Here is a 12,457-nt window from a genome sequence, read left to right on the forward strand (position 1 = left end):
AGTTGGCAATAATATTTTTCCGATTTGAATTGATCGCCACTAATCACAAAGCAACAACCCGTTTTCAAGCTGGTGAACGAGATTTCGGTTTTGTTTTCACGACCCGATACCTAACTTTTTAAGATGATATTGCAAGGGCGATCGCCCTTAACCGAAAAAATCAAATCCCCGACTTCTTTGAGAAGTCGGGGATTTCGCGTGCAATCATGGGTAAAAGCCAGAACCGCTGACACCAAAGAAAACACAGTTAAATTCATCCGTGTATCCGTGTCGTGTCTTCCCTTATTTCAGTTCAACATTTACCGTAGCAGACATCCCCGGTGCAATCCGCGATTCGTAGCCTTTAATGCTTTCAGCATCAAACACAACTTTTACCGGAATCCGCTGCACAACTTTGGTGAAATTGCCCGTAGCATTATCGGGAGGCAATAAGGAGAATTGAGCGCCAGAAGCAGGGGAGAAACTATCGAGATGACCCTCAAATTTACGGCTACCAAAAGCATCTAATTTAATTTCTACTTTTTGGCCTGGTTTCATGTTGGCCAATTGCGTTTCTTTGAAGTTGGCAATTACCCACAAATCGTTACTGACGATCGCCATTAACGGAGATCCCGGCTGCACGCGCTGCCCGACTTCAACCGATTTGCGGCCAATTTGTCCGGCGGCGGGAGCGGTGATATTGGTGTAGGAAAGTTGCAGTTGAGCGTCTTTAACCGACGCTTCCGATTGCCCGATCGCAGCTTTAGCAGCATCATACTGCGATCGACTGACTTTAGTTTGCTCGCCCGTAGCTTGCGCCTGTTGCAATCCGCCCTTTGATGCAGCAAGTTTTGCTTCGGCGGTGCTGATACCTTCTTGCGCTAGGGCGACTTTAGCTTGAGCGCTGGCGACACCGACTTGGGCGCGCGCTACTTGGGATTGAGCTTGTTTTACCCCTTCTTGAGCTTGGGCTACTGCTGCTTGAGCTTCGGTTACGCCTTCCTTAGCTTGGGCTAACCGCGCTCTAGCTTGGGCAATTCCTTGTTGGGCTGCGGTGGTTTGGCCTTGAGCTACTTCGTAGGCGGCTCTCGCTGCGTCTAGTTGCTGGCGGGCGATCGCACCTTCTTGTTGCAAGCTTTCGTACCGTTTATAATCGGCTTGCGTTTTAACGAGACTAGCTTGCGCTTGTACTAGCTGAGCTTGCGCTGCGGCAATACCGGCTTCGGCTTCCGTCACTTTGGCTTGAGCTTGGGGAATACCGGCTTCGGCTTGGGCGACTTTGGCTTGGGCGGCGGGTACGCCGGCTTCGGCTTCAGCAACGGTAGCTTCTGCTGCGGGTACGCCTTGCTGGGCTTCTCTTAGTGCTGCTTGGGCGGTGGAAATCGCAGCGTTTGCACCGCTGATATCTCCTTGGGCTTGGGCTGTTTTGCCTTGGCTGGTTTGAGAGGCTAGGGAAATATTGGCTTCGGCTGCTTCGGCTTGGCGGCGGGCGTTTTCTAAGGCTGCTTGGGCTTGTTGGACTTTAACTTGGTAGTCGCGGGGGTCGAGTTTGATCAGCAGTTGTCCGGGTTTTACTTGTTGGTTGTCTTGTACTAAGACTTCGGCGACAGTACCGTTGACGCGGCTGCTGATTTGGTGGATGTGTCCGGCAACTGTGGCGTTTTCGGTTTCTTGGTGGATGGAGGCGTATTGCCAGTAGCGGTAGCCGAAGCTGCCTGCTGCGATCGCCCCTAGGCCCAGCGCTGCTAATATCAACGCTTTCGGGGCTTTTTTCTTGGGTGTTGCAGCCGTCGGCAGGGGTGCTTGCAGTTCTGTTTCTGCGCCTGTTTTGACTTCGGCGGGGGCGCTGATTTCTGTTTCTGGGGCGGGGATTACTGGTAGGCTTTTAGCGATGCTGTCGTCGAGCGGTTTTTCTAATACGGCGACTGCTTTGCTGTTGCTGTTGAGTTCTGTTGGGTTGGTTTCGTTTGTGCCTTTCATTGTATTTGACTCCTGATTCTTTAGTAAGATGTCGTTTGTTTAGAGTGCGTAGTTTTTATTTAGTAAGACGGCTTTTTTTAAGAGTGCGTAGTATTTTACGGTTATTTGTAATGTAGTAGAGGTAGATGCTGCTGCACTTCACTCAAAAGATTGATTTGTCGGTTTAGGAAAGATTCAGGATCGCGATATCGATCAGTTCGGAAAAGAGTTCTTGATCGGCCTGTGAAATTCCCTCGACAGCTCGATCTCTGATTTTAGCTACCAGCGGGGGCAATACCTCTTGCAGTTCCCTGCCGGAGTCTGTAAGCCAAATGCGCCAAATGCGGCGATCGCGCGTGTCTCTCTCCCGGCGGACTAGGCCTCTTTCTTCCATGCGATCGATCACGCCTGTCAGCGTCCCGCCGACTTGTTGCAGTTTGTCGCCAATGCTGGAAGTCGGCAAACCGTCTTCTTGCCACAAGCAGCACAGTACCAGCCAGTGAAAAGGTGTTAAGCCAAAGGGTTCAAGTACCTCTTGCAGCCTGCGACTGCCTAGCTGTGCCAGAAGTTTGAGACGGTAGCCCAGGCTGTGGGGGGCGAGAACGTCGTGCCACTGAGCTAGATTTATGCGCTTGACAGTGGATGTAATAACCATAGGTTTATTAGTTAGCGTTCGTATTATTAGAGTATGATATTTTTTGGGGTTTTGTCAAGGGGGGGCAAGCAAATTTTTTGAGGTTGCCAGCTATGCTAAAACCGCGAATCCCCTGGGATTTGAGTCCCAGACTAAAAGCTGAAGTCGGTTGAAACCGACTAAAAAATTCAAGCTTAACTGATGGGATGCTCGATCGTTCGATCATCGAGACTGCCACTGCTTTTTAGTCCACTTAAAGTGGACTTTAGCTGTAAGCCAGGGACTTAAGTCCCTGGCGGACTCGCGGGTACACTTGCAGACTTTGGGGCTGCGGAGGATATGTAGCTTTCCATGCGATTATCGATCGCACTCTGAGCATCACCCTGCAAGCCGGATGTCCGCCCTGCGAGGTGTGTTTACATTTCTTAATTTTTCTTAAACTAGAAAGGGTAAATCTACTTCCCGATCATAATTTATGTTGCTTCCAGCCGACCAACGCACCAAGTTAGACGACACCGACGACAATTTGTTCTATTCCGCTCCCCGGTTTGTGACTCACGTAGACGATGGATTCATCCAGCAACTAACCGATTTATATCGGGAACGGCTGAAACCGAATACTCGGATTTTTGATATGATGAGCAGTTGGGTTTCTCACTTGCCCGACGAGATGCAATTTGCCCATGTTGAAGGGCACGGCATGAATGAAGAGGAGTTGGCAAAAAATCGCAGGCTGAATCATTATTTCGTGCAAAATTTGAACGCAAATCCCAAATTGCCACTGCCGGATGCAGAATTTGACGCGGTTGTCAACTGCGTTTCGGTACAGTATGTCCAGCACCCGGATGCGATTTTTGCCGAGATTCACCGGATTTTGAAGCCGGGGGGCGTAGCAATTATGAGTTTTTCCAACCGGATGTTTTATCAAAAGGCGATCGCGGCTTGGCGGGAAGGTTCGGAGGGCGATCGGGTAGAATTAGTCAAGAGTTACTTTGATTCTGTCAAAGGAGCGAATATACCCGGATTTAGCAAGCCAGAAGTAATAGTTCGCAAGCCTAACTTGCCGAGTTTTATGCAAATGCTGCGAATAGGAAGCGGCGATCCGTTTTATGCGGTAGTTGCTTACCGCCAAAGTTAATTTTTTTTAGCAGTAAGGACTTTAGATGGATATTGAAATCACTAAAGTCCTTACTACAAACCGATCGAAATCTATGTTTTTTAGGTTAGGATATATTTAATATATTATCCTAAAATATAGAAAAATAACTTTTGCAGCGCATCACACTCGCTCCAAATATCTGTCACATAAAACCTTGTATTCGCGGCCTCCGATCTCCACTAAAGTTGATTCTTGAATTACTCATTTCTGGTATGAATGCTAAATAAATTATAGATGATAATAAAAAATTATAACATGAGGATATTCTAGCTGCTTTGCTATTTGCAGCGCGACGAACTCAAGTGAAAAGCATATACTGAGTATTGTAGTTCACCAGCAATCATAAAGTAGGGTAAAACCTTGATATGAAACCATACCAGCAAATAGCGATCGACGAATGCGGCGAACCTTTAGTCCCCATTCCACCAGAACATTTTGCCTTTGAAATCCCGCACCCTTATCAAAAGTTGGGGGCTCCTTATCACAACAGCAAAGCAGATTCGCCTTACTATTTGCGGCAAGGAGTTGTAGATAGCTTAATCGCCGCTCAAACCCAGTTACAACAAAATCATCCCAAGTGGAAAATTCTGATATTTGATGCTTATCGGCCGGTCGAAGTCCAGCAATTTATGGTGGATTATACTTTCAATCAAATTGCCCTAGCTCAAGGGTGTGAATTTCCGGTTTCGGAAGACAAACGCCAAGTGATTATAGAACACGTGTATCAATTTTGGGCAGTACCGAGCCTCGATCGCGCGACGCCTCCTCCTCACAGTACAGGTGCTGCTTTAGATATAACTTTAGTGGATGAAAATAATTTGCAAATTGATATGGGTTCTCCGATTGATGAAATATCAGAACGTTCTTATCCCGATTATTTTGCTAACAGCAATCACCCACAAGAAGAGCAATATCACAGTCACAGGCAAATCTTGAAAAATGCGATGATAGCTGCGGGTTTTCAGCAACATCCTAATGAATGGTGGCATTTTTGTCAGGGCGATCAGATGTGGGCTTTGTTGACAAATCAAAACAATAGTGGTACTCAATTTATCGCCCGATACGGCCGCTATTAAAATGGTACGCAATTAAATCTGGACTGGCGCACTCGCAACGTTGAAAAACCACGTGTATTGACAAAAAACCTCAGCTTTTAGGTGCTCTATTTGGCAAGAAACCAAGTTGCTGACACTCTATGCGTCCAGGACTATAAAAGCTCGATCGGCATACATCATTTGTATCATAAGACACGGCAACTATTGCCAGCGGGGTAGCGGTAGTTTAAAATCAACGAGAGCGAACAAGTGCAGGCAATATTTGCCAGCACCGCAAACCCTAAAGGATAACTCAGAGTTCACCAAATGAAAGCACTCATCCTCTCTGGCGGTAAAGGAACACGCTTGCGTCCCCTCACCTATACGGGTGCTAAGCAGTTGGTTCCTGTAGCAAATAAGCCGATACTGTGGTACGGAATTGAAGGAATTGTGGCGGCTGGGATTACGGATATTGGGATTATTATTAGTCCCGAAACCGGGGAAGAGGTGAAGACGAAAACAGGAGATGGATCTCGCTTCGGTGCCAAAATTACTTATATCTTGCAAGCAGAGCCGGCGGGGCTAGCTCACGCGGTAAAAGTTGCAAGACCTTTTTTGGGCGATTCTCCGTTTATTATGTATTTAGGAGATAACTTAATTCAGAATCAGTTAGATCCCTTTTTAGAGATTTTTAACAAGCAGAAACTAGACGCTCTGATTATGCTGCGTCCCGTTCCCAATCCCTCTGCTTTCGGTGTAGCAAAAGTTGATGAGACAGGAAGAGTTTTGCAGTTAGTAGAAAAACCCAAAGTTCCCCCGTCAAATTTAGCACTGGTGGGAATTTATTTTTTTGCTCCTAGTATCCATGAGGCGATCGATCAAATTCAACCTTCCCCTCGGGGCGAACTCGAAATTACCGATGCGATTCAACAGCTCATCAATCAGGAAAAACACGTAGAAGCCTGCAATTTAGAAGGTTGGTGGCTGGATACGGGGAAAAAAGACGATTTGCTGAGTGCAAACCAAATCATTTTAGATAGCCGTATCATAGCTTCAACTGAATTAACAGTAGATGCGAAAAGTCAAATTATCGGGCGAGTGCAAATAGGGGAAGGAACGGAAATCATTAATTCTACAGTTCGCGGGCCGGTGGTAATTGGGGAAAATTGCCGCATTGAAAATTGCTTTATCGGGCCTTACAGCAGTATTGCCGATCGCGTGACGATGATTGATGCTGATATCGAACACAGTGTAATATTGCAAGGGGCGAAAATAGTTGGCATTCACCAGCGAATTGTTGACAGCGTGATCGGCCAGCGAGCTCAACTAACCAATGCGCCGGCTCGTCCAAAAGCTCTGCGGTTTATGATTGGTGATGACAGTCAAATTGAATTGGCTTAAATTGAGATATTGCCAATATCTGAAGCAATAATCCTGATTTAACAAGAGATGAATTTTCTTGTGGGGAGTAGGGGTTGGGCATCCTGCCCGCCCTGGAATACGCATCTTGCCTATTCCACGATTAATTACAATTATTCACACAGCAAAGCTGCCTGTTCACAATTAGTTATAATGATGGAAACAGCAAAGATTCCTGTTCCATAATAAATCAGAGTAAGCTATCTAAAGGAGACGAAAGTTTGCAGTACGAAGAAATACCAACTCAACAGATAATACATAAATTGCGACAAACTTTGGAGCCAAGAATTGGTATTGCTGAGCCGCCCCTGTTGGGAACAGAAAATAGTGCGATCGCCCCAAATGAAGATGACGAAGACATCGCCCTTTTAAAGGCAGGTTTCGACATTTATAATATCCCCATTACCTCTTACCAAAGGCGACTCGGTTCCGCAGTCATCGCCGTTAGAAAAATAGTCCGAAAATTGCTCAGACCCGTACTAGAACGCCAAGTTATTTACAATTTCGCTAATACCCGCGTAGTTCAAACACTGAGCATTCAATTGCAAAAATTGCAAGAAAATCAGCAAACTCTAGAGAAAAAAATTCAATCCGACTTCAGCAGCGCATCTCCCGAAGTTACAGCACAGCTTGAGACTCAACAAAGAGCGATCGCAGCTTTTCAGTCGGAAATAGAGCAAATTAAAGAAGTGCAGCAGCAACATACTGCTATTTTAGAGAAGATTACGGCTGAATTGCTCGATCGACAACAATAAAGCATCAAAGATGACCACACTGCCCATATGCTCGTTAATTATAGTCAACTATAACGGTCTGCGCCACACGAAAGATTGCTTAAAATCTCTACAAAAACTTGCGTACCCCGAACAGCAACTAGATTTAATTGTAATTGATAATTGCTCTCAAGACGATTCCGTTACTTCCCTGCGCGAACTATTTCCAAAAGTTCGGATTTTTGTCAACTCCGCCAACAACTTTGCTAAAGCCCTCAACCTTGGCATCAGCGAAGCAAAAGGGCAATATATCGGCTTTCTAAATAACGATGCTACCCTTGACAGTTGCTGGTTAGAGATTCTTGTAAAACGGCTAGAAACTAATAAAGAAGTAGGTGCGACTAGCGGCAAATTGCTGTTTAAAGACGGGCGGATTAACAGCGCTGGCATTCAGCAATTACCTAATTTTTATTGGCAAGATGTCGGTTTTGGCGAAAAAGATTCGGGACAGTACGATACAGAACGGGAAGTCGAAGGGCTTTGTTGGGCGGCTGTGCTTTTTCGCAGAGGATGTCTCGAAGATGTGGGGCCGATAGATGAAGATTTTGTCATGTATTTTGAGGATGTAGAGTTTGCCAAACGCTGCCACAAACGCGGTTGGAAAATGCTTTATACTCCCGCAGCCATCGCCCATCACGAATATAGGGGTTCGAGTAAAGGAAGCAAACTTACCGAGTATTTCTGCAATCGGAATCGGTTTTTGTATTTGGCAAAACATGAACCGTTGCAATTAGTCAAGGGAATTCATACTTCGGATTTTTTTACTAACAAGCAGTACGATTTGCTGTTTGAGAGTTTATTTGTAGCGATTAAAAAGCTGCTGGATTATCAGAAACCAGAAATCATTGAAACTGTATTGCCACAGTTGTCGGAAAAGTTGGCGGTGATTTACAGTCGGATGAAGATCGATCGTATTTTGTCTCGCTTACAGGTGGTTCGGGGCGATCGCAAAATGTCCATCGCCATTTACGATCACGGACTGCATTTTATTGGTGGTGGTCAAAAATACGTCGCTACCCTTGCCTCGCTGCTACAAAATGAATTTGACATTACTTTTATCGCCAACAAACCAGTTGTGGTTTCCGACTTAGAATCGTGGTACGGACTCAACCTTTCAGGATGCAAAATTAAAATTCTTCCCTTGGCGTTTTACGAGAAACGCGGAATGCAGTGCATCGATTCCAGCATCATCGTGGAAGATATGGAAAATCCCTTTGATGAAATTGCCAGAGAAAGCAAAAACTACGATATTTTCATCAACGCGAACCAACTGGAAAAAGTCAAGCCACTGTCGCCAATCTCAATATTTTTCTGTCACTTTCCCAATACCTTCCGCAACCGTCACTTTGCTGTCGATGACTACACTTTCATTATTGCCAACAGTCAATTTACAGTCAAGTGGTTGGAGAAACGCTGGAACCTACAGCCAACTTTCCTGCTTTATCCGCCGATAGAAATGGCAACCGTTAAAGTGCCGAAAGAAAAAATAATTTTGGCGGTGGGACAGTTTGAAGCTGGGGGAACAAAAAAGCAAATTGAACTAATTAAAGCTTTCCGCTGTTTGCTAAGAGATTATCCCGAAGATTTTCAAGGATGGCGGCTCATTTTAGCCGGCAGCAGCATTCCCCGCAATCCTTATTTAAAGACTGTTCAGAATTTATTGAAGCAAGATTCAAGGGCGATCGAGCTAAAAGTCAATGCTGATTTTGATGAGGTAAAATCGCTTTATGCTAGAGCGAGTATATTTTGGCACGCCTGCGGTTTGGGTGAAGTCAATCCTCAAAGATTTGAGCATTTCGGGATGGCGACTGTGGAAGCAATGCAAAACAGTTGTGCTCCGATTGTTTTCAACGGCGGCGGCCAACCGGAAATTGTCGAACATGGGCGATCGGGCTTTTTGTTCAATAGCGTTGAGGAACTGTGCCAGCATTCACATCAACTAATTGTTAATCCCGATTTGCTAGCAGAACTTCAAGCTGGTGCACAGCAACGCAGTCAGAAGTTTAGACTTGCACATTTCGATAAAAAAGTCAATAGCTTTTTTGAGATAATTCACCAAGAGTATGCTACAATTCGGCTGCCAAATCCAGCCGATATAGCTCAAATGCTCGATCGAACTTAAAGGCTAATTAAATATTCCACCAGGGCTTAAAATCCCTAGCCAAAAGCTAAATTCCTGTTGCATAGGACTAATATCAAAGTCGATTTTATTACCGTTTTCTTCAGTCCGCGCAGGCGGACTTTGTATGTGTAGTTGGGACTTTCAGTCGCCGGATATCTAAAATCATGTCTAATTCACTGTTAATCAATTTGTCCTTTTTAACACCCGAACCAACTGGAATCGGGACTTACGCCACTAATCTTTTTCCACAACTGCAACAGCTAGAACCAACATTACTCGCTTCCCAGCAAATTGATAATTATACTTGCTATCAAATCCCCGACACTCTGACACCGAATCGCGGCCCGAAAGGACAAATTAACAGGCTGCTGTGGACTCAGTTTGAATTACCTAAACTTTACCAAAAACTACAGTCTACCCTGATATTTTCCCCAATCCCCGAAGCACCTTTGTATTCCGGCTGCCGCTACATCGTCACAGTTCACGATTTAATTCCTTTGCGATTTCCCCAACGGTTTTCTCGTTTAACAGCTTATTTCCGCTACTACACACCGCAGGTTTTGCAGCAAGCAGAACACATTATTTGCGATTCTCAATCAACGGCGGCAGATGTTGCTAACTTTTTCAAAATTCCGTCTAAAAAGATGACCGCAATTCCCCTAGCTTGCGATAATATTAATTTTAGATATCTCGACTTGCCAACCAAAAATTATTTTCTTTATACCGGCAGACACGATCCTTATAAAAACTTGGAAAGATTAATTGCTGCATTTGCGAGTTTACCCGATTACGCAAATTACGAATTGTGGCTAGCAGGGCCTCCCAATGCCTACACACCCCAGTTGACAGCACAAGTTGAACAATTAGGTTTACAATCTTTGGTAAAATTTCTCGGTTACGTTCCCTATTCTCAATTGGCCGTACTGATGAATCAGGCGATCGCCCTAGTTTTCCCTACACTTTGGGAAGGATTCGGCTTACCAATTTTAGAAGCAATGGCTTGCGGCACACCCGTCATCACATCCAACCTATCATCGATGCCAGAAGTAGCCGGAAATGCCGCATTATTAGTCAATCCTTACAGCGTTGGAGAAATAGCCGAAGCCATGCAAACAGTAGCCACAGATTCAAAAGTGCGATCGAACTTAAAAAAAGCTAGTTTAGCGCGATCGTCTCAATTTAGCTGGAACAAAACCGGAAAAGCAACCGCCAACATCTTACAGCAATACCTTTAAATCTTCCCTCTCTTCCTTTCTCCTCTCTGCGTCCTCTGCGCCCTCTGCGGTTAAAAAAAATCCCACCCAAAAACCGCAATCTACATATTATCCCATGCCCAATCCCCAGTCCAACCTGCTCATCAACCTCTCCTTCCTAATTTCCAAACCAACCGGCTTAGCCATCTACGCCAAAAACCTATTTCCCCACCTAAAATCCCTCAATCCAACATTACTAACAGCCGAAAAATTTCCCAATAACAACTGCTACCAAATCCCCGCAAACCTAACCCCTGAACAAGGAACCAAAGGACACATCAACCGATTGCTGTGGACGCAAACCCAACTCCCCAAAATTTACAAGCAGCTAAAATCTAACCTGTTATTTTCCCCAATTCCCGAAGCTCCTCTCTTTGCAGGTTGCCGCTATATAATTACAGTACATGACTTAATAGCGCTGCGATTTCCCCGCCGCTTCGATCCTCTGACACCTTATCACCGCTACTACATTCCCCAAGTGCTGCTGCAGGCTGAACACGTCATTTGCGACTCTGAATCAACAGCCAAAGATATCGCTAATTTTTGCAAGATTCCTACTAATTTAATTACGCCAATTTTTCCCGGATACGATACCAGTTTTTTCCGTTTTTTAGACTTACCAACAAGCAATTATTTTCTTTATATCGGCCGCCACAATCCATATAAAAATGTGCAGCGAGTGATAGCAGCGTTTGCTGCTTTGCCTGATAATTCCGAGTACGAATTGTGGATAGCAGGTTCGGAAGACAAACGCTATACGCCACTGCTGAAGGCGCAGGTTCAAGAATTGGGATTGGTCGATCGAGTAAAATTCTTAGATTACCTCCCCGCAGCCGACTTGCCCAAAGTCATCAACCAAGCGATCGGCCTGGTTTTCCCCAGTCTTTGGGAAGGATTCGGGCTCCCCGTGCTCGAAGCAATGGCCTGCGGCACTCCTGTCATCACCTCTAACCTGTCTTCAATGCCAGAAGTGGCTGGGGGTGCAGCTTTATTAGTCAACCCCTACAGCGTCGAGGAAATTGCCTCTGCTATGCAAGAGCTTGCAGTCGATGCCAAAGTTCGATCGCACTTGCGGGAACTCGGTTTAACCAGAGCAAAACAATTTAGCTGGGAAAAAACAGGCCTGGAAACTGCTGCTATTCTCGATCGATATCTTTAACGAAGGAAGAAGGAAGAAGGAAGAGGGAAGAAGTCAATAGGTAGATCAATGCCCCATGCCCCATGCCCAATTCCCAATTCCCCCTCCCCCTGACAGCCTGAGTGAGGGACTGCAGCCCCTTTTACTTATTGATACCCAACTGATCGCCGCGCTTGTACTGCTGATAAGCAGCAAAAAACAGCCCCGACAGAGTAACAAAGATTAGACCCAGAACAATACCTGAAAGCAGCGGTTCTACCATGAGATCTCCTTAACGTTAAGATTTAACAACCTATTTTTAATATTACCAGCACTTACACAGATGAATTTTCCAAAAAACGCCCTTCCGGGAGTATTAGATCTTGCTCTCCCCGCTGCGAACGATTAAGCTATGTTATGAGAAATAAATTTTCTTGTAGATACTATTTTTAATTGAACTCCTTTGAATAACCAACTTGCCAGGAATGAAATTAAAAACCCGATCGAGCGACTAGCCATATTTGGGGTAGCGGTGTTGCTTGCCATCATCTTGGCAACGATCGCAATTCGTCAGTTTCAAGTCGCCGATCCTTACGTCAAAAGCGTACTATCCCTCACGGGCAACCCGTTTCAGGGTTCTGCCATCTTTCAAATGAACTGTGCGGGTTGTCACATATCCGTTTCAGACAGTCAAGTCGGGCCCAACTTGCACGGAGTGTCGGAGCGCAAATCCGAATTCGATCTGATCCGGCAAGTCACCAGCGGGCAAACCCCACCAATGCCGCAGTTTCAGCCGAGTCCGCAAGAAATGGCCGACTTGCTGAAATATCTCGAACAAATTTGACTAAAGAAGGGGAACGGAATTCGTTCCCCTTCTTTGGTAAAGCCTCGAAAGCCATGCTTAGAGGCTCAGCTTCCCCGTAGTGCATCTCTGCAGCAGGGGTGTTTCTTTATCAGGAAAACCAGCCTTTTGACTCTTGTCGTGCCAAGAATGCCGACCAGACCCAT

The 12,457-nt window shown here is 45.5% G+C and carries 12 protein-coding genes; 9 read left to right on the forward strand and 3 right to left on the reverse strand.

Features of this window, described 5'->3' with window-relative positions; translation table 11 throughout:
• Positions 1-282 precede the first annotated feature (282 nt).
• Together QUA27_RS09075 and QUA27_RS09080 are read right to left on the reverse strand one after the other, a co-directional pair.
• The gene (locus tag QUA27_RS09075) at positions 283-1,959 is read right to left on the reverse strand and encodes an HlyD family secretion protein (RefSeq protein WP_333067528.1); all 1,677 of its coding nucleotides are present in this window, start codon (positions 1,957-1,959) and stop codon (positions 283-285) included.
• Between the two features lie 163 nt (positions 1,960-2,122).
• The gene (locus QUA27_RS09080) at positions 2,123-2,593 is read right to left on the reverse strand and encodes a MarR family winged helix-turn-helix transcriptional regulator (protein ID WP_333067529.1); all 471 of its coding nucleotides are present in this window, start codon (positions 2,591-2,593) and stop codon (positions 2,123-2,125) included.
• Positions 2,594-3,047: 454 nt separating this feature from the next.
• Between QUA27_RS09080 and QUA27_RS09085 the strand changes: the two genes are divergently transcribed.
• The 8 genes from QUA27_RS09085 to QUA27_RS09120 all read left to right on the forward strand — a co-directional run bounded on the left by QUA27_RS09085 (position 3,048) and on the right by QUA27_RS09120 (position 11,491).
• Complete coding sequence (locus tag QUA27_RS09085) at positions 3,048-3,710, forward strand: class I SAM-dependent methyltransferase (protein WP_333067530.1); 663 nt, start codon at positions 3,048-3,050, stop codon at positions 3,708-3,710.
• Positions 3,711-3,841: 131 nt separating this feature from the next.
• The gene (locus tag QUA27_RS09090; RefSeq protein ID WP_333067531.1) at positions 3,842-3,958 is read left to right on the forward strand and encodes a DUF433 domain-containing protein; all 117 of its coding nucleotides are present in this window, start codon (positions 3,842-3,844) and stop codon (positions 3,956-3,958) included.
• 138 nt (positions 3,959-4,096) lie between these two features.
• Positions 4,097-4,807, forward strand: coding sequence for a M15 family metallopeptidase (locus QUA27_RS09095; protein ID WP_333067532.1), 711 nt, complete (start codon positions 4,097-4,099; stop codon positions 4,805-4,807).
• A 285-nt stretch (positions 4,808-5,092) separates the two neighbouring features.
• Positions 5,093-6,166: a glucose-1-phosphate thymidylyltransferase gene (locus QUA27_RS09100; RefSeq protein ID WP_333067533.1), complete on the forward strand. Its 1,074-nt coding sequence runs from the start codon at positions 5,093-5,095 to the stop codon at positions 6,164-6,166.
• Positions 6,167-6,405: 239 nt separating this feature from the next.
• Positions 6,406-6,939: a hypothetical protein gene (locus tag QUA27_RS09105; protein ID WP_333067534.1), complete on the forward strand. Its 534-nt coding sequence runs from the start codon at positions 6,406-6,408 to the stop codon at positions 6,937-6,939.
• Positions 6,940-6,949: 10 nt separating this feature from the next.
• Positions 6,950-9,079 carry a glycosyltransferase gene (locus QUA27_RS09110; RefSeq protein ID WP_333067535.1) on the forward strand — a complete coding sequence of 710 codons (2,130 nt, stop codon included), beginning with the start codon at positions 6,950-6,952 and terminating at the stop codon, positions 9,077-9,079.
• A 164-nt stretch (positions 9,080-9,243) separates the two neighbouring features.
• The gene (locus tag QUA27_RS09115) at positions 9,244-10,314 is read left to right on the forward strand and encodes a glycosyltransferase family 4 protein (RefSeq protein WP_333067536.1); all 1,071 of its coding nucleotides are present in this window, start codon (positions 9,244-9,246) and stop codon (positions 10,312-10,314) included.
• Positions 10,315-10,408: 94 nt separating this feature from the next.
• On the forward strand, positions 10,409-11,491 hold the full coding sequence (locus tag QUA27_RS09120) for a glycosyltransferase family 4 protein (protein WP_333067537.1): 1,083 nt from the start codon (positions 10,409-10,411) through the stop codon (positions 11,489-11,491).
• 121 nt (positions 11,492-11,612) lie between these two features.
• On the opposite strand, the gene petG is transcribed toward QUA27_RS09120, so the two are convergent.
• The gene (gene petG, locus QUA27_RS09125) at positions 11,613-11,732 is read right to left on the reverse strand and encodes a cytochrome b6-f complex subunit V (protein ID WP_015174208.1); all 120 of its coding nucleotides are present in this window, start codon (positions 11,730-11,732) and stop codon (positions 11,613-11,615) included.
• Between the two features lie 180 nt (positions 11,733-11,912).
• On the opposite strand from petG, the gene QUA27_RS09130 reads away from it, so the two are divergent.
• Positions 11,913-12,293, forward strand: coding sequence for a c-type cytochrome (locus QUA27_RS09130; protein ID WP_333067538.1), 381 nt, complete (start codon positions 11,913-11,915; stop codon positions 12,291-12,293).
• Positions 12,294-12,457 lie beyond the last annotated feature (164 nt).

This window comes from Microcoleus harperi Pol14_C6 (genome assembly GCF_036701295.1).
Classification (GTDB): domain Bacteria; phylum Cyanobacteriota; class Cyanobacteriia; order Cyanobacteriales; family Microcoleaceae; genus Microcoleus.

Excerpts from the sequence above, each read along its gene's own strand:
- QUA27_RS09075 (WP_333067528.1), bottom strand. The coding sequence starts at position 1,959 with ATGAAAGGCACAAACGAAACCAACCCAACAGAACTCAACAGCAACAGC.
- QUA27_RS09080 (WP_333067529.1), bottom strand. The coding sequence starts at position 2,593 with ATGGTTATTACATCCACTGTCAAGCGCATAAATCTAGCTCAGTGGCAC.
- QUA27_RS09085 (WP_333067530.1), top strand. The coding sequence starts at position 3,048 with ATGTTGCTTCCAGCCGACCAACGCACCAAGTTAGACGACACCGACGAC.
- QUA27_RS09095 (WP_333067532.1), top strand. The coding sequence starts at position 4,097 with ATGAAACCATACCAGCAAATAGCGATCGACGAATGCGGCGAACCTTTA.
- QUA27_RS09100 (WP_333067533.1), top strand. The coding sequence starts at position 5,093 with ATGAAAGCACTCATCCTCTCTGGCGGTAAAGGAACACGCTTGCGTCCC.
- QUA27_RS09110 (WP_333067535.1), top strand. The coding sequence starts at position 6,950 with ATGACCACACTGCCCATATGCTCGTTAATTATAGTCAACTATAACGGT.
- QUA27_RS09115 (WP_333067536.1), top strand. The coding sequence starts at position 9,244 with ATGTCTAATTCACTGTTAATCAATTTGTCCTTTTTAACACCCGAACCA.
- QUA27_RS09120 (WP_333067537.1), top strand. The coding sequence starts at position 10,409 with ATGCCCAATCCCCAGTCCAACCTGCTCATCAACCTCTCCTTCCTAATT.
- petG (WP_015174208.1), bottom strand. The coding sequence starts at position 11,732 with ATGGTAGAACCGCTGCTTTCAGGTATTGTTCTGGGTCTAATCTTTGTT.